Source organism: Pannonibacter sp. SL95, from assembly GCF_026672425.1.
In the GTDB taxonomy this organism is placed as follows: Bacteria; Pseudomonadota; Alphaproteobacteria; order Rhizobiales; family Stappiaceae; genus Pannonibacter.
Genome location: NZ_JAPPRC010000003.1, coordinates 551,440 through 573,316, shown reverse-complemented (window position 1 = coordinate 573,316; position 21,877 = coordinate 551,440). Strand labels below are relative to the sequence as shown.

Below are 21,877 nucleotides of genomic sequence, written 5' to 3'. Positions count from 1 at the left end.
CTCATGTGGTGATCCGTGCCGCCGCACCGCGCGTCAAAGGCCGAGCGTGACCAATTGAGCGAACCCGACCATGCCGCTGACACGACGAACCTTGCTCGCCCTGCCCTTCGCCTTTGCAATTGGGCCCGCTGCCGCGCAGCTACCACCGCCCTGGCTGGAACGGCTCCGCAGGGGCGAGGTGGTTGGCCTCTTCAGACACGCACTGGCTCCGGGTACCGGGGACCCGGACAATTTCCGCCTCGGCGATTGCAGCACGCAGCGCAATCTGTCCGACGCAGGCCGCGCGCAGGCCAGAACAATCGGCGCCAACCTGCGCCAGTTCGGACTGAACAAGGCAGCCGTCTACTCCAGCCAATGGTGTCGCTGCCTGGAAACGGCGCGGCTTTTGGAGCTTGGCCCGGTCCAGGAACTGCCGGTGCTGAATTCGTTCTTTTCCGACCGCAGCCAGGCGAGTGACCAGACCCGGCAACTTGACGCGTGGCTGACCGCGCGATCAGATCCAGGACCACTGCTTCTCGTCACGCATCAGGTCAACATCACCGCACTGACCGGTGTTGTTCCGGCGAGCGGCGAGCTCGTCCTGATCACGCGAGAAAAGACGTCCGGTTCACGCGTCGTTGCCCGAGAAACCCTTGGGTAAGGCGACACCAGCATCAGTCGGCCATCTCCGCCTGTAACATTCCCACGATCCATTGCCGGAACGCCTTGATCTTGGGGCTGTTGCGCCGCGCCGGAGGATAACACAGCCAGTAGCCGCTGCCGTCGTCGCAGGTCAGCGGGAATGGTTGAACGAGTCGGCCTCGCTCGATTTCGTCGCGATAGAACCAGGGCGTCAGGATCGCGACCCCCTGGCCTGCAGCCGCTGCATTCGCTTCCAGGATCTGCGCCCCAAGCCGGGTCTGGGTCCGCGTATCAAGATCCGTGCAGGGAACGCCCGCCGCATCGAACCACAATGGCCACCATGGGTCGGAGGGATCGATGATTTTCAGCTTGAGCAGGTCGGCTGGCTCGCGCACTCCGCCGAGGCTGGCCACAAGATCGGGATGCAGCATCGGCGTGAAACTCGCGGGCAGCAGGAGATGGCTCGTCAGCCCCGGCCAATGGCCTTTTCCAGATCGAATGCCGATATCGGCGGTGTCTTGTGAAAAATCGACCACTTGCCCGGACGTGTCGACCCGCACCGCCAGTTTGGGATGAAACAGCTGGAACGTGCCCAGATGCCGGGCAAGCCACTGTGTGGCGAAGGTGGGCACACAGCTGATGATCAGTGAGCCTTCTGCTTGCGCACGGACCCCGGCAAAGGCATCTCGGATCAGCTCGAAAGCCTCACGCACTGCCGGCGCCAGCTGCCGGCCAAGGTCGGTCAGCTCAACGTGCCGCGCCGCCCGCCGAAACAACGGACCGCCGCTGCGCTCCTCAAGCAGCTTGATCTGATAACTCACCGCAGCCTGGGTCATGCCCAATTCCTCGGCCGCGCGGGTGAAATTGCCGCGCCGCGCGGCGGCTTCGAAGACGCGCAGCGCTGCTAGCGGGGGCAGATCAGCCATTAAGCCACCTTATGCCTCTGATTGGTCGTTTGATTGGTTTTCACCCCGGTTTGCGGACTAAGTTCGCTGCAGACATAGCAGCACGAAAACCTCTCCCATGACAAGCCTTGCCGTATATCTCTGGAAAAACGGAGTTTTCTCAATGTTCAGAGCCATGTTCACCAAACCACACCGCACCTTGGACGACGCCGGACGGGGCGAACGGCTCCGCGCGATCGATACAAGGAACTTATCGGTCGATCTGCAGCAGGATATTGGCCTCCGCGACGGCCGCCCCGTCCGCAAGGGCCCCTGAGGCCTCGCCGCCATCGCAGCATCGCTCCGGCAGCACCCCTTGACCCTGCCGCCGGAACGCAAACGGCCGCCCCCTCTTGCCCGGGGGCGGCCGTGTGTCATGGCCTGTCGGACTGCCTATTTCATCGAGGCAACGAACGCATCCACCTCTTCCAGCGGAATGTAGGTGTCTTCCTTGGTGCCCTCGCTGGTGAAGCTCCACACCACGGCCGGTGCCGAGACGTCACCGTTGGCATCGAACTTCACGTTGCCGGTCGCGCCCTGGTAGAGCACGGTGCCGCCGCCCGCGAGGATCTTGGCGGCTTCGGCAAAGCCGGCCGCGTCCGCCGTCACCGGCGTGCCCTTGGGATCGGTCACCTTGGCCACCATCGCGGCAATCTGCGGTCCCTTGGCGTCCTTGCCGGCCGCCTGCATCGCCAGGAGCGCGATCATGGTCGCGTCATAGCTGTTGGCGAGGCCCGGGCCGTTCGGCTGGCTGCCGAACTTCTCGACATAGCGCGTCACGAAGGCTTCTGCGGAAGGCGTGCGCGGCGAGGACGTGTCGGTGCCCACCGCATTGCCGAGATACTCGATGCCGACATTCTTGCGGAAGTCGTCGGATTTCAGCGAGTTGGCCATGATCATGTTCTGCGTGCCGCCAAGCGACAGCCACTCGCGCACGGCCGCCGTGCCTTCGGTCGGGTAAAGCGCCAGGTAGACCGCTTCCGGCTGGCCGGCCAGCGCTTCGGTCACTTCCGCCCGGTAGGAGGGCTGGGCGTCGTTCAGCGCCACCTGCGCGGTCACCTTGATGCCGAGCTTCTCCAGGTTGGCGGCAACGATCTTGCCGATGTCCTGGCCCCAGTCATCGTTCTTGTAGAGGATGGCGACCGACTTGTAGCCCTTGTCGCGCGCGACCATCGCCCCGACGGCCGCCTGCACGCGCGAGGTGGCGAAGGTGCGGAACCACAGGCCTTCGGTCTTGCCCTGTTCGGCGAGCTTGGTGAAGGCGGTCGAGGACGAGCAGCAGGACATCTGCATCACCTTGCCCGGCACGGTCACCGAGGTCAGGATCGGCATGGAGACACCGCTCGACACCGATCCGAGCAGCACCGGCACCTGGTCGATGTCGACAAGCGCCTTGGCCGCGTCCACGCCCACCTTCGGATCGGTCTGGTCATCGCGCAACACCAGCTCGATGTTGCAGCCGGCAACGCCGCCGGCGGAATTGACCTGCTCGACCACGAATTTCGCCGTCTCGGCGATGGGACGGCCCCAGTCGACCGAGATCGGCAGCACCGCGCCGATCTTCTGCGTGCAGGATTGTGCCATGGCCTCTCCCGCCACGGGCATCAGCCCCAGCCCAAGAACCAGCCCAAGCCCGGCTGTCTGAACACTCCGCTTCATCGTCATCTTCTAGTCCCCTCTGCTCAATGTCCGGGTTTTCCCGATTGCGATACGACCAGCCGTTCCGGAAACAGTCCCTGCGGACGCCAGAGCAGCATGCCGACGATGACCAGACCGATCAGGATGAACTGGATCGAACCGGTATAGAGTTGCGCCTCGACCGGCGCGAAACGGGAGAGGGCCCAGCCGCTGGCGGTCCAGGCGCCCCAGATCAGGAAGGCCCCCGCAATGGCGCCCCGGTTGTTGCCCGCGCCGCCGACGATCAGCATGGCCCAGATCTGGAAGGTCAGCGTCGGCAGCACGTCCTGCGGGCTGACGAAGGCGTAGAAGCTGCCATAGAGGCCACCGGCCAGCCCCATGATCCCCGAACCGGTGACAAAGGCGGTGAGACGGATCCGCGCCGGCATCTTGCCGAGCGAGCGGGCGGCGTCCTCGTCCTCACGGATCGCCCGGAGCAGCCGGCCGAAGGGCGAGGCCGCCAGCCGCTGCAGCACCCCGTAGACCAGCACGAGAGCCACCAGCACCACTGTCAGGAACGCGATGTTGTAGGTCAGGCCGTCGCCGAGCAGGTCCCGCAAGGGCCGCTCGAAGCCGCGCAGGCCCTTGGCCCCGCCGGTCAGCCACTCCGCATTGCGCATGACGTTCTCGAAGGCAACCGCAACGCCGAAGGTGGCGATCGCCAGATAGTCATGCCTGAGTTTCAGCGTCAGCCGGCCGACGATCCAGGCGAGCAGCGCCGCCGCCGCGATGCCGCCGGCCAGCGCCAGCAGATAGGGCAAGGCAAAGTCGCCCAGATGCTCGTCCTGCGGCTGGCCGCCGAGGATCAGCGTGACATAGGCCCCGGCCCCAAAGAAGGCCGCGACCCCGCCGTTGAAGAGGCCCGTGTTGCCCCACTGCAGGTTCAGCCCCAACACGGCGATGGCCAGGATCGAGGCCAGCGTGGCGAAAAAGACCAGATAGGACAGCACCCCGATCATGCGCGCACCTCGCCGAAGAGACCGTTCGGGCGCACCAGGAGCACCGCGAGAATGATGAGGAAGGGAACCGAGGGCGAATAGCCGGAGGGCAGGATCAGGAGCGCGAGGCTCGAGGCGATGCCGACGATCATGCCGCCCAGCGCCGCGCCGTAGATGCTGCCGATGCCGCCGACGATGGCCGCGGCAAAGATCGGCAGCACCAGGTCGCGTCCCATCACCGGCGACAGGTGGTTGGTGAGGCCGTAGAAGATGCCGGCCACCGCCGCCAGTCCGCCGCCGATCACCCAGATCAGGACGATCATCCGCTTCAGCGGAATGCCGTTGACCTGCGCCAGCGACGGGTTCTCCGCCACGGCGCGCAGCGCATAGCCGAGCGTCGTGCGCGACAGCACCAGATGCAGCACCAGCATGATGACCAGCGTTGCCGCCAGCACGAACACCTGATCCGGCTTGATCAGCAGCAGCGGATCCCGGCTGACCACCACGGCAAAGGCGATGCCCTTGGAATAGAGCTCCGTGTGCAGCCCGAAAATGAGCCCGATGACATTGCGCACGATCAGCGCGACGCCGAAGGAGGCAAAGACCATCGACAGTTCGCCGCCCTTCTCCCGCACCCGGCGAAAGACGAGCCGGTCGATCAGCACGGCGGAGGCGCCGGTGATCGCCATGGCAATGACCATCGCCACGACAAGCGATCCGGTCAGCGTCAGCGGCGCCAGTTTCACCCCCAGCGTGGCATTCACGCCCTGGAAGACCCGGTCGAACACCAGCGCCGCATAGGCGCCGATGGTCAGAAGCTCCGCATGGGCGAAATTGGCAAAGCGCAGCATGTGCATGACCATCGTCAGCCCGATGGCGCCCAGCGACAGGACCGCCCCCACGAGAATGCCGTCGGCAAGCGATTGGATCATGATGCCCTCAGCCTCTTGCCGCCCAGATAGATCTCGCCCACCACCGGATCGGCGATCAGCGCGGCGGCCGATCCGTCGATCTGGTTGCGCCCGTCGGCGAGGATGTAGCAGTGGTCGGCGATGCGCAGCGCCTGCTTCACGTTCTGCTCGACGAGCAGGATGGTGGTGCCCTGCGCCGTTAGCCCGCGCGCGAGCGTGAGCACCTCTTCCGCCGCCTTCGGCGACAGGCCGGCGGAGGGCTCGTCCATCAGGATCAGCGACGGCTTCACGGCCAGCGCCATGGCAACCGCCAGGAACTGCCGCTGCCCCCCCGACAGCGCCCCGGCCTTTTCCTTCTGCTTGGCCGCCAGCGGCGGAAACCGGGTGAACAGCTCGTCGAGCCGCGCCCTGGCCTCACCGCCCGCCTTGCGCAGGGCCAGGTCCAGGTTCTGGCGGATGGTCAGCGTGCGGAAGATGTTGTCGGTCTGCGGCACATAGGCGATGCCCTCGGCCGCCATCCGGTCCGGCGCGATGCCGGTGATGGCCCGGCCCGCCAGCGTCACCGATCCCCCGCTCACCGGCACCAGCCCGGCAATCGCCTTGATCAGCGTCGACTTGCCGGCGCCGTTCGGCCCGATGATGACGGTCACGCTCTGCGGCGCGACCGTCACCGACACGTCCTTCAGGATCGGCAGGTCCGGGATGTAGCCGGCCACCAGCCCGCGCACCTCAAGTCCCGCCCCGGCGGGTCCCGTCTCAGGCATCGGCCATGTTCCCCAGATAGGCATCCAGCAGCACCGGATTGGCCTGCGCCTCGGCGGCGCTGCCCTCGAAAACGACGCGGCCTTCGGCGAGCGCGATCACCGGGTCGCAGTGGCGCATGACGAAATCCATGTCGTGCTCGATGATGACGAAGGTCTTGCCCTGCCGGTTCAGCTCCTCGATCTTCTCGATCAGGACGCCGGTCAGCGTCGGGTTGACACCGGCCGCCGGCTCGTCGAGCAGGATGATCGCCGGATCGCCCATCAAGACGCGCGCCAGCTCCAGCAGTTTCATCTGCCCGCCGGAGATCTTGCCGGCCGGATGGTCGGCAAGCTTGGCGAGGGTCACGAACTCCAGAACCGCCATGGCCCGCTCACGGTTGCGCTTCTCCTCGGCGGCGACCCGCGCGGGGAACAGCAGCGGCCCGAGGAGGCTTTCCCCGGACTGCGCCACCGGCGCCATCATCACGTTTTCCAGCACGCTCATCCGGGCAAAGGGCCGCGGGATCTGGAATGTCCGCCCCAGCCCCTTGCGGAACAGCGCATCCGGCGCAAGTCCGGTCACGTCGGCCCCCTTCAGGGTGACACGGCCGGAACTCGGCCGCAGCATGCCGGTGAGCAGGTTGAACAGCGTCGACTTGCCGGCGCCGTTCGGGCCGATCAGGCCGGTGATGGTGCCGGCGCGGATGTCCAGCGACACGTCGTCGACGGCCCGGAAGCCATTGAAGTCGCGCGACAGGCCTCGGGTCGACAGCAGGATCTCAGCCATGGCTCGCCGCCTCGAGAACCTGATCATCCGGCCGGGTGTTGAGGTTGTATTTCATGATGCGGCCGTGCCGGCTGGTACGGTCGCCTTCAAGGCCGTAGACGGGACCGTTCGGGCCCTTCGCCTGCGCAATCACGGCGGCAATCCGCGCCCGGTCGTCATCGTCCAGCGTGAGGCGGAACACCTCCCGTGTCTTCGGCAGATGCCGGGCGTAGCGTGCGCCAACGATGGCGGCGGCCACCTGCGGCTGGTCCAGCACCCAGCGCGTTGCAACGCTCGACAGCGACACGCCGTGCCGGTCGCCAACGGCCTTCAGCGTCTCCAGCAGCGTCTGGAACAGGTCCCAGGAGCCGAACTCGTCGATGATCAGCCGGTACTTCACCAGCGACCGGTTGTCGAAGGCAAAGCCCGGATCGGGCTGGCCCAGCCAGGCCTCCGTCAGGAAGCCGCCGGCCAGGGTGCCGTAGCACAGCAGCTGCATGTCCTGCGCCCTTGCCCAGGGGGCGAGGCCCGTGGCCGGACGCCGGTCGAGGATCGAATACTGCACCTGCGCCGAGACCACGTCGAAGCCCGCATCGGTAAAGCGGGCCATCTGCATCTCGTTCCAGTTGGTCGTGCCGAGACTGCCGATCTTGCCCTTCTCCTGGCAGCGCTTCAGCACCTCGAAGGCAGAGACCGCATCGCCGATGCCGAGATCCCACCAGAAGAACTGCACCAGATGCAGCCGGTCGATCTTCAGCCGCTTCAGCGACCGGTCGACAATGGCTTCCACCTCGTCGGGGCGGATGTCGGCCAGGCGCGACAGGTCCGGCACCAGCTTGGTGTGCACGACCGCGCGCTCGGCCACCTCGGCGCCCCGGCGCTTGCGCACATCCTCGATGAAGGCGCCGATCATCTCCTCCACCCCGGTGTAGATGTCGGCGCAGTCAAAGGTGGTGATGCCTGCATCGAGGAAGGCTTCCATGTCGGCGATCGCAGCCTCGCGCTCGACCGAGCCATGGTCGCCGGCCAGCTGCCAGCCGCCCTTGATGACGCGGGAAATCCTGTGGCCGGGACGCAGGTCCGCGGTTTCGACTTGGGTCATTCGTCAGGGCCTCCCTCGGCCTTCTTCCAGTAGGGTGTGTCGCGCGCCTCCGGCAGGCCGGTGGTCTCGCTGTGGCTGAACCGGCGCTTGCCCGTCCGGGTGATCCGGAAACGGCCGCCGCAATGGGGATCGGGACAGGCCACTTCCGCGTCCGTCGACATCCAGTCATGCGGCGAGGTCTCGCGCTGCTTGGCCGGCAACAGCGGCAGCACGGCCGCAAGCGCATACATCGACACGCGCTGCCCGGGCTCGAACACCAGCGCCTCGCCCTCGACGCGGAAACTCTCGCCCTCGATGTGGCGGCAAACCGGCGTGCGGCCGTCCAGGACCGTCTCGACCTTCAGGTCATAGAGCCAGAAGCCGTCGTCGGCTGCCGCCCGAGCCGGTTCGGCTCCTGCCTGCATGGCCCCGCGCTCCGCATCCCCAGCTGCCCCTGCCTTGCTGTCGGCCACTCCGTGAGCCCTCCCCTATCGGCGTCCGGATATCTGTGATATTTGATCTTAGGTACGGGATCTTGAGATTGTCAATCGACCGCGCATGGTTAAACTTCAGGCAGGTCAGCCGGTGGCTGTACCGGCCCTGAACCGAGGCAAACCGGCAGCCGGGCGAGACATTCGGGGAGCAGCACATGAGCGCACCGCGCATCGCGAGGATCGACCAGTCAAAACTCAGGGAGAACGTCTATTTCGCGCTGCGCGACGCCTTTACACGAGGCGAGTTCGCCCCCGGCGACACGGTCAGCCTGCGCGATCTGGCCGAACAGCTCGGCACCTCGATGACCCCGGTGCGCGAGGCCGTCCGCCGTCTCGTGGCCGAGGGCGCGCTCATCGACACGCCGAGCCGCACCCTGCAGGTGCCCGCCTTTGATGCACGCCGCATGCAGGATCTTAAGCAGGCGCGGCTGGCGCTCGAAGCCCTCGTGCTCGATCTCGCCATGGACCGCATGAGCCCCGAGACCATCGCCGCGATGGAGACGGTCCTGACCACGCACTCGGACCCCGGGATCACCGGCCCCGACTTGCAGCAGAACTACGATTTCCACTTCACGCTCTACCGCGCCAGCGAGTCCGAGGTGCTGCTGCCGCTCGTCGAAGCGCTCTGGCTCCAGTACGGCGCCTATCTCAACCTCATCATCAAGCATGAGGAAGCCCTGCGCATGCCGGAGCACAAGCATCACCAGGAGATCATCGCCGCCCTGAAGTCCGGCGACCGGGCCGCCGCACATGCCGCACTCGCCAATGACATCGAGCGCAGCTTCCGCGTGCTGGTGCCGACAGCCTGACCGTTTGAGAGGCTGACCCTTTCCCTTCGCCGTTTTCGACATCGCCACAAGAGACATTTCATGACACGTCACCCGGCTTCACCGCTCACGCCCGCTCGTCCCGACCGTTTCCCGCTGGCTCCGGGGCTGGAGATCAGCCGCGCCCTCACGGGCCTGTGGCAGGTGGCCGACATCGAACGCAAGTCCGGCCCGATCGACCCCGATCTGGGCGCGGACTGGCTGGAGGCCTATGTCCGCGACGGCTTCACCACCTTCGACATGGCCGACCATTACGGCACCTCCGAGCTGATCACCGGCCGCCTGCTGTCGCGCTGTGCAGACGGCCGCGCCGACCGGCCGCTTGCCTTCACCAAATGGTGCCCCGAACCCGGCCCGATGACCGCCGACGTGGTGCGCGCGGGCGTCGAGGAGCGGCTGGCGCGCCTCGGCACCGACTGCATCGACCTGCTGCAGTTCCACTGGTGGAGCTTCGAGCATCCGGGCTGGCTCGACGCCCTGCACGAGCTGACGCGCCTGCGGTCCGAGGGACTGATCCGCGAGATCGGCGTCACCAACTTCGATGCCGCCCACCTGCACCTGGCATTGGCCGACGGCATTCCGCTTGCCACCAACCAGGTCTCCTTCTCGCTGGTGGACCGGCGCGCGGCAGGCCAGCTCGCCGAGGTTTGCAGCGCCCACGGCGTGCATCTGCTGGCCTATGGCACGCTCTGCGGCGGCTTCCTGTCCAGCCGCTGGCTTGGCCAGCCGGAGCCGCACGACATCGAGGACTGGAGCAAGATGAAGTACAAGCGCTTCATCGACACCATCGGTGGCTGGACTGCCTTCCAAGGCATCCTTGCGGCCGCCGGCGCCATCGCCACGAAGCACGGCGTCTCGATTTCCAACGTCGCCACCCGCTGGGTCCTCGAGCAGACGGCAGTCGCCGGCGTCATCATCGGCGCACGCCTCGGCGAGGCCATGCACACCGCCGACAACCTCAAGCTCTTCGGCTTCAGGCTGGACGCGGAGGATCACGCCCGCCTGGAGGCGGCCTTTGCCGCGACACAGCCCGTGCCGGGCGACTGCGGTGATGAGTACCGCAAGCCCCCCTTCCTCACCGCCTCGGGGGATCTCAGCCATCACCTCAGCGAGATGCCGCGCGCCAGCACCACGGAACTGACGCCGCACCGCCCCGGCGGCTTGCGCGTGCTGACCGGCTCGGAGTGGGAGGACATCGCCGGCTATTGCCGCGCCCAGCGCATCGGCGACCGCATCCTCGTCTCCGGCACCACGGCCACGGCCGGCGCCAGCCGCCCCGTCGCCCCGCAGGATGCCGCCGCCCAGACCACCTATATCCTCGACAAGATCCAGTCGGCCCTGACCGCGCTCGGCGCCAGCGCCGAGGACGTGGTCCGCACCCGCGTCTATCTCACTGACCCGGAGGATGCCTTGCCGGTGTCGCGGGCCCATGGCCGCGTCTTCGGCGAGATCAAGCCCGCCAACACCCTCCTCGCCGTCGCCCGCCTGATCGGCGACTACAAGGTGGAAATCGAGGCCGAGGCGATCATCCGGCCGTAAAGCAACGCTCCCGGTCCAGACAATCCGGCCCGGGGGCGTGACCATTCTGTCATTGCCGGTTACGGGTTACATTTGCCGGGCCTGCCGCTTCAGGACAAAGACAGCGACGACCAGCAGCATTTGCGCACTGATCAACACCAGGCCGGTTCCGCTGAGCCAGTCGAACTGCAGGGCAATTATGCCTGCCGAGGCCAGAACCCAGCCCGCGTCGCCGATGATATGCAGCATGTTCGCCCAGCGGGGCAATTCGATATGACGGCTGCTCCAGAGATTGAACGCAGCCCAAGGGAGCAGCATCACGCCGATCCAGACCAGGACCGAGGGGGCAAATGACCAGCCCAAAAGCTGTGTCAAAGACCCGGAGGCGAAAATAAGCAACACACTCGACGCAGCTGCCAGCACCGTGTCGACGACGTAGATGGCGCCCGGGCGGGACGCCCGGACCAATGCTTGCTCGCTCATGGTTTTCTCCTTGTCACAATTAAACGCGTTCAGGATGCGACCCCGAGGTAGCAACAGCAATTACCTGTGAGGTAATGGATCTATCCCGGCACGCGACCTATGAAGTTAGGTGACGGAGGCAAGATGATCGGACCCATCCTGAAGCGCTGGCGCGCTGAACGCGGAATGAGCCAGCTGGATCTGGCGCTGGCGGCTGATGTGTCGGCCCGGCATGTGTCATTTCTTGAAACCGGACGCTCGCGTCCCAGCCCAGACATGGTATTGCGACTGGTCGAGGCGCTAGGATTGCCGCTTCGAGAACGAAACGCTGTGCTGATTGCTGCGGGCTACATGCCCCGTTTTGGCGAAAGCAGATGGGACTCGACCGAGCTTTGCGAGCTGCGCCGCGCCGCTAGGTTGATTCTGACAACGCACGACCCCTATCCCGCATTCGTACTGGACGGACTGTTCACGATCCTCGACGCCAACACATCAGCCACGGCATTGATGGACGCTGCGGGGGCTGTACCGGGTGCCAATTTGGTCGACCCCGTGTTCCAGCCCGGCCCGATCCGCCAGATGATCGTGAACTGGGATGCCGTCGCCAACTATTTTCTGCATCGGCTGCGTGAAGGGGCGCGCTTGCATGGCTCCAATGCTCCGGTTGCGCAGAAACTGCGCCAGGCTCTTGCAGCGCCGGGGGCTGGAGGGCTTGTCCCTGCTGCGCCCGGTGTTACCCCGTCGGTGCTGCTCAAGGTCATCCTGAACAGCGGTGATGGCGAACGGGCATGGTTCACGACCCTGACCAGCTTCGGCGCACCGCTGGATGCGCTGGCGGAGGAAATCATCATCGAGCAGTTTCATCCCGCCGAATGACAGCTTCACGCGTCCAGCGTCTGGGCCGCGTGCAGGTCGGCATAGAGGCCGCCGCGTGCCACCAGCTCGGCATGGGTGCCGCTCTCGGCGATGCCGCCCTCGGCCACCACGACGATGCGGTCGGCGTTGCGGATGGTGGCGAGCCGGTGGGCGATCACCAGCGTCGTGCGCCCATGCGACAGGCTGGCGAGGGAACGCTGGATCTCCCGTTCCGTCTGGCTGTCCAGCGCCGAGGTCGCCTCGTCCAGGATCAGGATCGGCGGGTTCTTGAGGAAGATCCGTGCGATCGACAGGCGCTGCTTCTGGCCGCCGGAGAGCTTCACCCCGCGCTCGCCGATGATCGTGTCGAGCCCGTCCGGCATCGAGGTGATGAGGTCCGCCAGATGCGCCCGCCGGGCCGCATCCCAGATCTCGTGCTCGCTCGCCCCGAGCCGCCCATAGGCGATGTTCTCGCGGATCGAGCCGCCGAACAGGAACACGTCCTGCTGCACGATGCCAATCTGGCTGCGCAGGGACGTCATGGTGTAGTCGCGGATGTCCGTGCCATCGACAAGGATGGCCCCCTGTGTCGGCTCATAGAAGCGCGGCAGCAAGGACAACAGCGTTGTCTTGCCGGCCCCCGACGGCCCGACAAAGGCGATGGTCTGTCCGGCACGGATCTCCAGGTTCACATGGCTGAGCACCGCCCTTTCGCCGGAATTGGCGCCGGAATAGCCGAACGAGACATCCTCGAAACGGATGTCGCCCTTCAGCGGCGGGGCGACACGGGCCGTCGGGGCATCGGTGATGTCCGGAGCGGTGCCGATCAGGTCGAGATAGCGGCGGAACCCGGCGATGCCCTTCGGATAGGTCTCAATCACCGAATTGATCTTCTCGATCGGCCGGAAGAACACATTGACCAGCAGCAGGAAGCCGACGAAGCCGCCATAGGTCAGCTCGCCGCGCAGCACCAGATAGCTGCCCGCCAGCATGACAAGAAGCTGCACGATGCGCATGCTCATGTAGCTGAGCGTCGTCGAGGCGGCCATGATCTTGTAGGCATCGAGCTTGGTGCTGCGGTACTTCTGGTTGTCCGCCTCGAACAGGCGCTTTTCATGCGCCTCGTTGGCAAAGGCCTGCACCGCGCGCATGCCGCCGACATTCTCCTCGATGCGCACGTTGAAGTCGCCGATGCGGCCATAGATGCGGCGCCAGTTCTGCGTCATCTGCCCGCCGTAGCGGCTCGTCACCCACATCACCAGCGGCACGATGAGCCCGGTCATCAGCGCCAGATGCACATTCACCCAGAGCATCAGCACGAAGGCACCGAGGAAGGTCATCACCGCGATGAACAGGTCTTCCGGCCCGTGATGCGCCACCTCGCCGATCTCTTCCAGATCCTTGGTGATCCGCGCGATCAAATGGCCGGTCTTGTGGTTGTCATAGAAGCGGAACGACAGTTTCTGCAGGTGCTCGAAGGCCACCCGCCGCATGTCGGTCTCGATGTTGATCCCGAGCATGTGCCCCCAATAGACCACCACCGCATTGAGACCGCCGGTCACGAGATACATGACAAACAGCCCCGCCCCGGCCAGCAGGATCAGCGAGACGCTCTGCTGCGGCAGCAGCTGGTCGACAAACATCGTCACCGCAATCGGGAAGGCCAGCTCCAGCAGCCCCGCAACAACGGCACAGCCAAAGTCGAGAAGAAACAGCCCCCGATAGGGAGCGTAATAGGCAAAAAATCTGGAAAGCATGGGACCCACGCGCTTGCGGCAAGGTGATCATTCTAGGCTTGCCACCTGCCCCTGTCCCGCGCCGGATGTCGTTTTTGCGATGTTTCGGCAAGGCTGTGGCCTTTGCGCCGCAGCCCGGCCTACACAGCCTCCGGCCGGTCCAGCATTTCCAGGAGCTGCTGGAATCGCAGGCCCGCCATGGACACTCCGTCCAGCACCATGTCGTCCAGTTCGTCCTCGGCCGGCGCGCTGCCGCCCTTGCCGCGCAGCGTCGTCGTGCGCAAGCGGTCGGCGAGGAATATAGCCAGAGCCTTGTAGAACCGCGCCGCAAAGGCCGGTGTCTCGGCGAGGCGCTTCTCGATCAGCGCCTTCTCCAGCGCCAGCACGCGGGTTTCGCGCGCCGCCTCGACCGTTGCCGAGGGCGGCGCTTTGTCGACGAAGGACATTTCACCCAGGATCTCGCCGCTCGACAGGCTCGCCACCACGCCGACGCCGCTGACGCGCACATCCACCTGCCCGTCCAGCACGATGAACAGATGCGCCGTCGCGCGCCCTTCCTCGATCAGCACCTGGCCCGGCTTGAGGCTCACCCGCCGGCCGGCCTGCCCCATCCAGGCGATGTCCGCATCGTCGAGCTGACCAAGGATGTAAAGCACCTTGCGCATGAAATAACTCCCTCAAAAAATCTCAGACGAGCTGCCGGCGGGCATGGGCGGCAAACGCCCCGTTCGCCTGCATCAGCTCCGTGAATGATCCGGTCTCGACCACCCGGCCACGGTCCAGCATGACAATCCGGTCCACCTTCTCGATGGTGCTGAGCCGGTGCGCGATGACGACGCGCGTGACGGGCAGGTTCGCCAGCGTCTCGGTGACGATGGCCTGCGTACGGTTGTCGAGCGCGCTGGTGGCCTCGTCGAGCAGCAGGATCGCCGGCTTGCTGACCAGCGCCCGCGCGATCAGGATGCGTTGCCGCTGTCCGCCGGACAGGGTGCCACCGCCGTCGAGCAACACCGTATGCATGCCCATCGGCATCTGCTCGATATCCCGGTCCAGCCCCACCAGCCGCGCCGCCTCCAGCGCCTCATCAAGGCCGAGGCCGCTTTCGCCGGCGATGTTGGCGTGAATGCTGCCGGCCATGATCCGGCCATGCTGCAGCACCACGCCGATCTGGCGGCGCAGGTCCGACAGGTCGAGCCGGTTAAGCGAATGCCCGTCATAGAAGATGTCGCCCAGCTCCGGCCGGTCAAAGCCCAGGAGCAGGCGCAGCAGCGTCGACTTGCCAGAGCCAGAAGCCCCGACGATGGCAACGAATTCGCCCCGGTTGATCTTCACCGTCAGTTCGCTGAGCGCGCGTGGTGCCATCTCGCTGTAGCGGAACGACACGTTGCGGATATCGATGGCTCCGGCGAGCGTCACCGGACGGCTGTCGACCGGCGGGGTGTCCGGCACGGCGGAGATGATCGGCTCGGCACGCTCGATCAGCGGAATGGCCGTCAGCGATTGCGTCAGCGCTCCCGCCAGCGCCGAGATGGCACCCAGAACCTGCGCGAAGGCCGTTGTCACGGTGACGAAGTCTGCAAGCGAGAACGCCGGCGCGGTGCCCCCTTTCAGCGCATCCGCCTTCATCAGATAGACGATGGTGGCATAAAGGGTCAGCGTCGCCAGTTGCGGCAGCAAGGCATCCAGCGTCGCCTGCCAGTTCGCCCAGCGTCCGGCGGCGACCGTATGGCCGATGTTGCGCGAAAACAGGCTGGCCCAGCGGGCAAAGCCCATGCGTTCGCTGGCCGAGGCGCGCAGCTTGCCGAGCCCCATCAGCATCTGCACGACGAAGCTGTCGAGCCGCCCTTTCTCGGTCAGGCGCCGGCGCTCGTGCAACAGGCCCCGGTAGCTGACGAAACCATTCGCAGCCCCAAGCACCAGCGCCAGTCCCAGCGCCAGCAGCGCCAGCCGCCAGTCGACCGTCATGATCGGGATGAGACTGATCAGGCTGAAGACGCTGCTCGCCGCGGCGCTCGAAAAGCTCTGGGTGATCACCTGGCGCGCGCTCTGGATACCCAGCACACGGTCCGTAATGTCACCCACGGAGAAAGCGCGGAAAAACGCCGGCGGCATGCGCAGGAGCCGCAGCAGCAGCGCCGGCTGCAGCCGGCCCTCGAAGCCAAGTTCCGACCGCAACATGGTCAGCGCCTTGCCGGCCTCGAACACCGTTCGCGCCAGTGCCGCCGCCACCAGCCCGCCGACGATGACACCGGTCAGCCCGATGTCGCCATAGGGAATGGCGTTGCTGATCAGGAAGCGGGAGCCATAGGGCACGAGCATGGCCAGCAAGGCCGCTGCCAGCATCAAGGCCACCAGACGCACCCGGTCGGCCCCGAGCGTCGCAAATCCGAAGAAGAACAGGTCCCGGAACCGCAGCGGATGGGAGGGCAGCGCCGGATAGAGCTGCAGCGCATCGGCCGCAAGTCCGCCCTCGCCGCTGCCTTCCATGGCGTCGCGCGCAACGGGGCGGGCAACGCCCCGGTCACGCATCACCCACTGCCCCTTGATGCAGATCAGCGCCACAGGCCGCCGTTCCGGCCCGAGATAGCCGAGCATCGGCGGTCCCGGCTGGCGCGTCCAGCCCGGCCGCAGCAGGACACTGCGCGAGATCATCTGGTGCCGCGCCAGCACAGCCTGCAGCCGTGCGCCCGCGTCACGGGTCTCCGCAGCCATCTCGAAGGCCTCAAGCCGCGGCGTCACGGCCATGGCCGAGAGCACGCTGACAAGCGCGGATTTCAGCGGATCGGTGCCGCCGGTCAGGGCGAGCGCGCTGCCCCTTGCGGCCGCTCCTCCGCGCTCGGCCAGTTCAGCCAGCGCGTCGGTCGTGATCGCCTCACCACGCCGGCGGCGGCGCTCGCGCCAGTCCTCGCCGCCCGAGGGTGCAAGAGGCGCAACGCCGGCGTCAGCGCCGTTCTCATCCGGGGATGGCCGGGTCTCATGCATCGTCCCGCCTCCTCAATGTCCGCCCGAGCGGATCAGCTCGGCATAGTCGCCGTCTGCCGCCATCAGGCTGTCATGGGTCCCGCGCTCGACGATGCGCCCCGTGTCCATGACGATGATCTCGCTGCAGTCGCGCACGGTGCTGAGCCTGTGCGCGATGATGATGGTGGTGCAGCCACGCCGGCGCAGATTGTCGTCGATCAGCTTTTCCGTCTGCGGATCCAGCGCCGCCGTCGCCTCGTCGAGGATCAGCACCGCCGGGTCGCCAACCAGTGCTCTCGCAATTTCCAGCCGCTGCCGCTGACCGCCAGAGAAATTGCGCCCGCCTTCCTCGACATGCGCATCCAGCTCCCCGGGCCGTGCCACGATGTCATCAAGGATCGCCGCATCTTCCAGCGCCCGCGTGATGACATTGTCCGGCACATCCGGATTCCAGAGCGTGAGGTTCTCCCGCACCGTTCCCTCGAACAGGAAAATCTCCTGGTCAACATAGGCAATGTTCGCCGCACGCCGGTACTGGTCCAGATCGTTGAGGGGAATGCCGTCGATGCGCACATCGCCGGACCACGGCGCGACAAGGCCGCAGATGATGCGGCCGAGCGAAGACTTGCCGCAGCCCGAACGCCCCACCAGCGCGATCCTCTCGCCCGGTGCAGCAAACAGGGAAATCCCGTCAAACAGCGGTTCGTCCAGCGGATTGTAGCCATAGCGGATCGCGTTGACCTCCAGCTGCCCGCCGAGCAGAACCGGCCCGCCGGCCCCTCCGTCCGCCGGCGGTTCGGTCAGCGGATCCGGCGGGTTGCGCATGGCATCATCCACCCGGTTGAGATCGGCGCGGATGCTGGCGAGTTTCGGCGACAGCTCGACCAGGCTGACCAGCGGCGCGGTAAAGCTCGCCGCCAGCAGCTGGAACGCCACCAGATCGCCGATCGTCAGGCCGCCCTGCATCACCCGCATCGCGCCGACGCCAAGGATGGCCGCGTCGATCAGGCCACTCAGCAGCGTGGGCGCAAGCGAGGTGATCATCGACTTGGCCCCCAGCGCCTGCGATGTGTTGAGCATGCGCGCATGGATGCCGGCCCAGCGCCCGAACGAGCTGGTTTCCAGCCCCGACGCCTTGATGGTCTCGATGTTGTAGATGATCCCGACAGTCGCCCCGCCGAGCTTGCCCTGCTCCACCGACAGCCGGATCGAATCCTGCCGCAGCCGCTTCTGCACAAGGCGCAGCACGAACAGGTTCGGCAGTCCGAGGGCAACGGTCATGAGGCCGAGCGCCGGATCGTAGCCGATCAGCACCAGGGCAAAGAACACCAGCGTGCCCCAGTTCAGGATGGCATTGGCCATGTCCGACGAGATCACCTCGGCCACCCGGCCGCTCGCCTCGATGCGCTCGGCAATTTCGCCGGGACTTCGCTGCGAGAAAAATGCCATCGGCAGGTGCAGCACCCGCCAGATGAAGGCGCTCGCCCCGGTGATGGTCAGCTTGGTCTGCAGCCTCAGGATCAGCGAGGCCCGCAGATGAGTCAGCGCAGCCCGGATCACCGCCGTTGCAGCCAGCGCGATGAACAGCGGTTTTACCCAGTGCTCCTGCTGCATCATCAAGACGCCGTCGACGAACAGCTTGGCATAGACCGGCAGGACAACGCCCGGGATCACCATGGCAAGGCTGAGCAGGGCAATCAGCCCCAGCCCCTTCTTGGAATTGGCCACCCGGCTGCGGAAGGCAGCAAGAAGACCGGCAGGCTTGGCCGTGCGGCGGAATTCCGGCGTCCGCTCGAAGGTCAGCACCACACCGGTGAAGGCTTCCGACAGCTCCTCGCGCGTGATCATGCGCGGGCCGGTCGCCGGGTCATTGATGAAGGCATGTGTCGCGTTCATGCCCTCGAACACCACATAGTGGTTGAAGTTCCAGTGCAGGATCGCCGGCCAGGGCAGGTCAACCAGCCCTTCCGGTTCCTTGCGATAGCCCTTGGCGGTCATCCCGTAACGGCGGGCGGCCTTCAGCACGTTGCTGGCCTTGGAGCCGTCGCGCGAGACGCCGCAGGCAATGCGCAGTTCCTCCAGCGGGATCCACGCGCCATAATGCGCCAGGATCATCGCAAGGCTCGCCGCGCCGCATTCCACCGCTTCCATCTGCAGGATGGACGGGGTCTGCTTGCGCCGGCGATGCTGCGGCTTGATCGGGGTTTTCTGCTCGCTCATGACGCGCTCACCCGGCCAGACCCGTCAGCTTGCGCAGCCAGGGAATGACGTAGCTGATCGGCCGGCGCCAGGCCACGGTCACCTCGGCAGCGGCCAGCGACCCGCTGGTGAACTGCTGCGACGGCCCGGACCCGCCCGACCAGGCAAAGCCGCTCGGCGTTGCCGGATCCCGCGTCAGGGCAATGCGCGCGGCATAAGGCGCCCCCTTTTCCGAGAAGCTCTGGACCAGCTGATCATTGCGCAGCACCGCCTGCATCGCCTGCGCCGTTGACGGGAAGTCCGACACGTCGCTGACCTGACCTTCCATCATCCCGTATTCCTCGCGGCGCACGGTGGAGGGGGCAATCTGCACACTCATGCCGGGCTTGACCCGCTTGCCGTCGTTGGGTGGCAGATACAGCAGAAGCTCCAGCCCGGTCGCCCCGCTCTCGATGCTGATCAGCGGCTGTCCCGGCGCGATGCGCGTGCCTGGAATGGCCTTCCATTCCGTCACCCGGCCGGAGGCAGGGCTCACGATGGTCTCCTGCTGGCGCAGCTGGATCTCGACTTCAGCCATCTGGCGGCGCGCGTCAGCCAGCCGCTCCTCGGCGCTGCGGATATCGCGCAGATTGGCATTGCGCTGGGTGATGTCCTCGCTTTCCAGCTGCGAGATCTGGCTGCGTGCCTCGAGCTCGGTCTGGCGCGCCTGCGCCAGGGCCTGACGCGTCTCGTTGAGCTGCTGCCAGGTGATGAGACGGCGATCAAACAGCGAGGCATCCTGCGCTGCCTGCTTTTCCAGGACCGACACCCGCTCCTGCGCGTCCTTGACCCGCAGGTCGAGCATCTTCGCGCGGGCTTCCAGCGTGTCTTTCGTCGCCCGGCTGCCTTCGTCGATCTGGCCCCGAAGGGTTTCCAGCTGGCCGCTGCGCTCGGCAACCACCGCCCGGATGTTCTCCAGCTGCTGGCGCAAGCCGGGCTGGATCACACGGGCAACTACCTCGCCCTGCGTCACACGCCCGCCGACCGGCACCAGGATTTCCGCCAGCGTTCCCTCACCCGTTGCCACGGCATCGACAACACGGCCGCCAGACGTGATCAGGATGCCTGACCCCTTCACCCGCTCCGGCACCCGGCCGAGGAAGGACCACGCCACCGCGAGCCCGATCAAGAGCAGAACGACGAGCGTTGCCACCCAGTCGCGCGGCCGGGTGAGCCGGATCAACTGGTCCAGCTGCTCGGGCGAGGACAACCGGTCGAGCGCGGACTTGCGGAACAGGCGGGCCGCCTGGTTTTCGACCGGCGGCTGCGATGCGGGTGCGGAGGAGCTGGAGGCGTTGGCGTCAGTCGACATCTACGGTCTTTCGAAAGGTCAATTCACCGCCCCGGCAGATCCAGGGGCAATGGCCACCGTCTTGCTGGCGGGCGCGGCCGCCGCGTCGATGGCCTCACGTTCGGCAATCAGTCTGGCGACGTCCTCGTCGGTCCAGCCGCCACCGAGCGCACGATAGAGTGCGATCGCGGACTGGAACCGCGCCAGACGCACCTGCTGCAGGCTGTCGACAGCGGTGAAATAGTCGCGCTGGGTGTTGAGCACGGTGGTCATGTCCACTTGCCCTGCATCCAGCTGTTCAAGCGTCAGTTCATACGCGCGGCGCGCAGCTGCGGTGGCCCGTCCGGCGACCTTCTCCTCCCGGGCCAGTCCGCCATAGGCAATCAGCGCCTTCTCAACATCGGACAGCGAGGTCATCACCGCCTGCTGATAGGTGGCGATCAGCTCCTGCCGCCGCGCCTGCGTCCCCTCAAGCTGTGCCAGAAGGCGCGGCGCGTCGAAGATCGGCTGCGTCAGTTGTCCGGCCACCGAAAAGACACCGGCCGCGCCGGAGAACAGGGCCCCCGTGGTCAGGCTTTCGAAGCCCTTCTGCAACGACAGCGTCAGGCTCGGCAGCATCGCCGCCCGGGCGCTGGCGACATTGTTCGCCGAAGCCGCGACCAGCTCTTCTGCCTGCCGCACGTCAGGCCGGCGCCGCAGAAGATCAGCCGGCGCTCCCACCCCGAGCTTCGGGATCGCGAGCTTGCCGAGGCTGCCGCGCGTGATCCTGACCTCGCCGGGCGTTGCCCCGATCAACAGGCCAAGCGTCACCTCTTCCTGCGCCAGGGTCCGCTGCAGGCGCAACACCGTGGCCTCCTGCTGCAAGACAACCGTTTCCTGCTGCGCCAGCATGATCTGCGTGGCGGATCCCGCCTCGACCCGTGCCTTGACGTTGTCCTGCACCTTGCGCGCCAGGGTCAGGTTCTCGCGCCCCAGCGCCAGCCGGTCGCGCAGAGACAGGATCTGGACATAGGACAAGGCCGTTTCAGAGGTCACCGCCAGCCGGGTCGCGGCAACGGCAAAGGCCGCCGCGTCGGCGCGGTTGCTGGCGGCCTCGAAGTTCGAGCTGGCCTTGCCCCAGAAGTCCAGCTCCCAGCTGGCGTTGAGACCGACCTTGCGCTGCTGGCGCACCGGCATGTTGACGCCGGCTGGCAAGCCCGCCGTGTTTGCCGATGCCTTGAATGTGGTCTGGGTGCCGCCAAGACCGCCGCTCGGCAGCAACCCGCCGAAGGCTTCGTCCGCCCCCGCCTCAGCCTGTCGCAGGCGCGCAATCGCCACGGTGATGTCCCGGCTACCCAGCTCCGCGCGGCGGATCAGACTGCTGAGGTCGTCTGACCGGAAACCGGCCCAGAACTGCTCGGCTGTGTCATGTGCGCCCTGCGCCTTGCGCAAACCCGATGACCCGGCAGCTTCAGCAGCATAGGCAAACTGACCGGGCATGGCGACGTCCGCCCCATCCTGCGGCGTCAGCGCCTCGCCCATGGCAGCGCAACCCGACAGGACGCCGGCCAACAGCACAACAGTGAGGCAGCGCCTGCCTCTGCCTGGCAGGGCATTTGACACTCGATCCATGAACAGAACTGTCGCCCGCGCTACTCGGCACACCTGCCGCCCCTCGTTACTCACTACCATCCGAAGATCAGCCACACCCGGATACACCCCATTTTCGCCAGAGCGGTGAATACCTGCCTATAGCCCAGCAAGCCGGCACCCGTCCCGCAACACGCACCAAAAATCTGAGCAGAAAGCAGTGATAAAGATAAAAATCCGTGTTG

Annotated in this window: 19 protein-coding genes; 4 read left to right on the top strand and 15 right to left on the bottom strand. The window is 66.2% G+C overall.

Annotated features, from left to right (window positions below; translation table 11 throughout):
- Positions 1-70: 70 nt before the first annotated feature.
- On the top strand, positions 71-640 hold the full coding sequence (locus OVA12_RS03215) for a histidine phosphatase family protein (protein ID WP_268134442.1): 570 nt from the start codon (positions 71-73) through the stop codon (positions 638-640).
- A gap of 13 nt (positions 641-653) precedes the next feature.
- On the opposite strand, the gene OVA12_RS03210 is transcribed toward OVA12_RS03215, so the two are convergent.
- From OVA12_RS03210 to OVA12_RS03175, 8 genes are all read right to left on the bottom strand, one after another.
- Positions 654-1,547, bottom strand: a complete 894-nt coding sequence (locus tag OVA12_RS03210; protein WP_268134440.1) for a LysR substrate-binding domain-containing protein — start codon at positions 1,545-1,547, stop codon at positions 654-656.
- Between the two features lie 411 nt (positions 1,548-1,958).
- Positions 1,959-3,224 carry an ABC transporter substrate-binding protein gene (locus tag OVA12_RS03205; protein WP_268134438.1) on the bottom strand — a complete coding sequence of 422 codons (1,266 nt, stop codon included), beginning with the start codon at positions 3,222-3,224 and terminating at the stop codon, positions 1,959-1,961.
- A 23-nt stretch (positions 3,225-3,247) separates the two neighbouring features.
- On the bottom strand, positions 3,248-4,201 hold the full coding sequence (locus OVA12_RS03200) for a branched-chain amino acid ABC transporter permease (protein WP_268134436.1): 954 nt from the start codon (positions 4,199-4,201) through the stop codon (positions 3,248-3,250).
- On the bottom strand, positions 4,198-5,112 hold the full coding sequence (locus OVA12_RS03195; RefSeq protein WP_268134434.1) for a branched-chain amino acid ABC transporter permease: 915 nt from the start codon (positions 5,110-5,112) through the stop codon (positions 4,198-4,200). The genes OVA12_RS03200 and OVA12_RS03195 overlap by 4 nt, the downstream gene beginning before the upstream one ends.
- Positions 5,109-5,855: an ABC transporter ATP-binding protein gene (locus OVA12_RS03190; protein WP_268134432.1), complete on the bottom strand. Its 747-nt coding sequence runs from the start codon at positions 5,853-5,855 to the stop codon at positions 5,109-5,111. Before OVA12_RS03190 ends, OVA12_RS03195 begins: the two co-directional genes overlap by 4 nt.
- Complete coding sequence (locus tag OVA12_RS03185; protein ID WP_268134430.1) at positions 5,848-6,621, bottom strand: ABC transporter ATP-binding protein; 774 nt, start codon at positions 6,619-6,621, stop codon at positions 5,848-5,850. Before OVA12_RS03185 ends, OVA12_RS03190 begins: the two co-directional genes overlap by 8 nt.
- Positions 6,614-7,702: an aldo/keto reductase gene (locus tag OVA12_RS03180; RefSeq protein WP_268134428.1), complete on the bottom strand. Its 1,089-nt coding sequence runs from the start codon at positions 7,700-7,702 to the stop codon at positions 6,614-6,616. The genes OVA12_RS03185 and OVA12_RS03180 overlap by 8 nt, the downstream gene beginning before the upstream one ends.
- Positions 7,699-8,154 (bottom strand): TIGR04076 family protein, encoded by a 456-nt coding sequence (locus OVA12_RS03175; protein WP_326493885.1) that lies wholly within the window; start codon positions 8,152-8,154, stop codon positions 7,699-7,701. Before OVA12_RS03175 ends, OVA12_RS03180 begins: the two co-directional genes overlap by 4 nt.
- 176 nt (positions 8,155-8,330) lie before the next feature.
- Between OVA12_RS03175 and OVA12_RS03170 the strand changes: the two genes are divergently transcribed.
- Together OVA12_RS03170 and OVA12_RS03165 are read left to right on the top strand one after the other, a co-directional pair.
- On the top strand, positions 8,331-8,984 hold the full coding sequence (locus OVA12_RS03170; protein ID WP_268134426.1) for a GntR family transcriptional regulator: 654 nt from the start codon (positions 8,331-8,333) through the stop codon (positions 8,982-8,984).
- 60 nt (positions 8,985-9,044) lie between these two features.
- Complete coding sequence (locus tag OVA12_RS03165; protein WP_268134424.1) at positions 9,045-10,541, top strand: aldo/keto reductase; 1,497 nt, start codon at positions 9,045-9,047, stop codon at positions 10,539-10,541.
- A gap of 66 nt (positions 10,542-10,607) precedes the next feature.
- On the opposite strand, the gene OVA12_RS03160 is transcribed toward OVA12_RS03165, so the two are convergent.
- Positions 10,608-11,003, bottom strand: coding sequence for a hypothetical protein (locus OVA12_RS03160; RefSeq protein WP_268134422.1), 396 nt, complete (start codon positions 11,001-11,003; stop codon positions 10,608-10,610).
- A gap of 99 nt (positions 11,004-11,102) precedes the next feature.
- Between OVA12_RS03160 and OVA12_RS03155 the strand changes: the two genes are divergently transcribed.
- A complete protein-coding gene (locus OVA12_RS03155; RefSeq protein ID WP_326493884.1) occupies positions 11,103-11,858 on the top strand; it encodes a helix-turn-helix domain-containing protein in 756 nt (251 codons plus the stop codon).
- A gap of 5 nt (positions 11,859-11,863) precedes the next feature.
- Here the strand turns inward: OVA12_RS03155 and OVA12_RS03150 are convergent, their stop codons facing one another.
- The 6 genes from OVA12_RS03150 to OVA12_RS03125 all read right to left on the bottom strand — a co-directional run bounded on the left by OVA12_RS03150 (position 11,864) and on the right by OVA12_RS03125 (position 21,674).
- The gene (locus tag OVA12_RS03150; protein WP_268134418.1) at positions 11,864-13,594 is read right to left on the bottom strand and encodes an ABC transporter ATP-binding protein; all 1,731 of its coding nucleotides are present in this window, start codon (positions 13,592-13,594) and stop codon (positions 11,864-11,866) included.
- 119 nt (positions 13,595-13,713) lie between these two features.
- Complete coding sequence (locus tag OVA12_RS03145) at positions 13,714-14,238, bottom strand: cyclic nucleotide-binding domain-containing protein (RefSeq protein WP_268134416.1); 525 nt, start codon at positions 14,236-14,238, stop codon at positions 13,714-13,716.
- A gap of 22 nt (positions 14,239-14,260) precedes the next feature.
- Positions 14,261-16,555: an NHLP bacteriocin export ABC transporter permease/ATPase subunit gene (locus OVA12_RS03140; RefSeq protein ID WP_268134414.1), complete on the bottom strand. Its 2,295-nt coding sequence runs from the start codon at positions 16,553-16,555 to the stop codon at positions 14,261-14,263.
- Positions 16,556-16,567: 12 nt separating this feature from the next.
- Entirely contained in the window at positions 16,568-18,754 is a 2,187-nt protein-coding gene (locus OVA12_RS03135; protein ID WP_268134412.1) for an NHLP family bacteriocin export ABC transporter peptidase/permease/ATPase subunit, read from the bottom strand.
- A 7-nt stretch (positions 18,755-18,761) separates the two neighbouring features.
- A complete protein-coding gene (locus tag OVA12_RS03130; protein ID WP_268134410.1) occupies positions 18,762-20,084 on the bottom strand; it encodes an NHLP bacteriocin system secretion protein in 1,323 nt (440 codons plus the stop codon).
- 18 nt (positions 20,085-20,102) lie between these two features.
- Complete coding sequence (locus OVA12_RS03125) at positions 20,103-21,674, bottom strand: efflux transporter outer membrane subunit (RefSeq protein WP_268134408.1); 1,572 nt, start codon at positions 21,672-21,674, stop codon at positions 20,103-20,105.
- Between the last annotated feature and the right edge of the window lie 203 nt (positions 21,675-21,877).

What these genes read in the sequence shown, in the direction of transcription:
- OVA12_RS03215 (WP_268134442.1), top strand. Translation starts at nt 71, where the DNA reads ATGCCGCTGACACGACGAACCTTGCTCGCCCTGCCCTTCGCCTTTGCA.
- OVA12_RS03210 (WP_268134440.1), bottom strand. Translation starts at nt 1,547, where the DNA reads ATGGCTGATCTGCCCCCGCTAGCAGCGCTGCGCGTCTTCGAAGCCGCC.
- OVA12_RS03205 (WP_268134438.1), bottom strand. Translation starts at nt 3,224, where the DNA reads ATGAAGCGGAGTGTTCAGACAGCCGGGCTTGGGCTGGTTCTTGGGCTG.
- OVA12_RS03200 (WP_268134436.1), bottom strand. Translation starts at nt 4,201, where the DNA reads ATGATCGGGGTGCTGTCCTATCTGGTCTTTTTCGCCACGCTGGCCTCG.
- OVA12_RS03195 (WP_268134434.1), bottom strand. Translation starts at nt 5,112, where the DNA reads ATGATCCAATCGCTTGCCGACGGCATTCTCGTGGGGGCGGTCCTGTCG.
- OVA12_RS03190 (WP_268134432.1), bottom strand. Translation starts at nt 5,855, where the DNA reads ATGCCTGAGACGGGACCCGCCGGGGCGGGACTTGAGGTGCGCGGGCTG.
- OVA12_RS03185 (WP_268134430.1), bottom strand. Translation starts at nt 6,621, where the DNA reads ATGGCTGAGATCCTGCTGTCGACCCGAGGCCTGTCGCGCGACTTCAAT.
- OVA12_RS03180 (WP_268134428.1), bottom strand. Translation starts at nt 7,702, where the DNA reads ATGACCCAAGTCGAAACCGCGGACCTGCGTCCCGGCCACAGGATTTCC.
- OVA12_RS03170 (WP_268134426.1), top strand. Translation starts at nt 8,331, where the DNA reads ATGAGCGCACCGCGCATCGCGAGGATCGACCAGTCAAAACTCAGGGAG.
- OVA12_RS03165 (WP_268134424.1), top strand. Translation starts at nt 9,045, where the DNA reads ATGACACGTCACCCGGCTTCACCGCTCACGCCCGCTCGTCCCGACCGT.
- OVA12_RS03160 (WP_268134422.1), bottom strand. Translation starts at nt 11,003, where the DNA reads ATGAGCGAGCAAGCATTGGTCCGGGCGTCCCGCCCGGGCGCCATCTAC.
- OVA12_RS03155 (WP_326493884.1), top strand. Translation starts at nt 11,103, where the DNA reads ATGAAGTTAGGTGACGGAGGCAAGATGATCGGACCCATCCTGAAGCGC.
- OVA12_RS03150 (WP_268134418.1), bottom strand. Translation starts at nt 13,594, where the DNA reads ATGCTTTCCAGATTTTTTGCCTATTACGCTCCCTATCGGGGGCTGTTT.
- OVA12_RS03145 (WP_268134416.1), bottom strand. Translation starts at nt 14,238, where the DNA reads ATGCGCAAGGTGCTTTACATCCTTGGTCAGCTCGACGATGCGGACATC.
- OVA12_RS03140 (WP_268134414.1), bottom strand. Translation starts at nt 16,555, where the DNA reads ATGCATGAGACCCGGCCATCCCCGGATGAGAACGGCGCTGACGCCGGC.
- OVA12_RS03135 (WP_268134412.1), bottom strand. Translation starts at nt 18,754, where the DNA reads ATGAGCGAGCAGAAAACCCCGATCAAGCCGCAGCATCGCCGGCGCAAG.
- OVA12_RS03130 (WP_268134410.1), bottom strand. Translation starts at nt 20,084, where the DNA reads ATGTCGACTGACGCCAACGCCTCCAGCTCCTCCGCACCCGCATCGCAG.
- OVA12_RS03125 (WP_268134408.1), bottom strand. Translation starts at nt 21,674, where the DNA reads ATGGATCGAGTGTCAAATGCCCTGCCAGGCAGAGGCAGGCGCTGCCTC.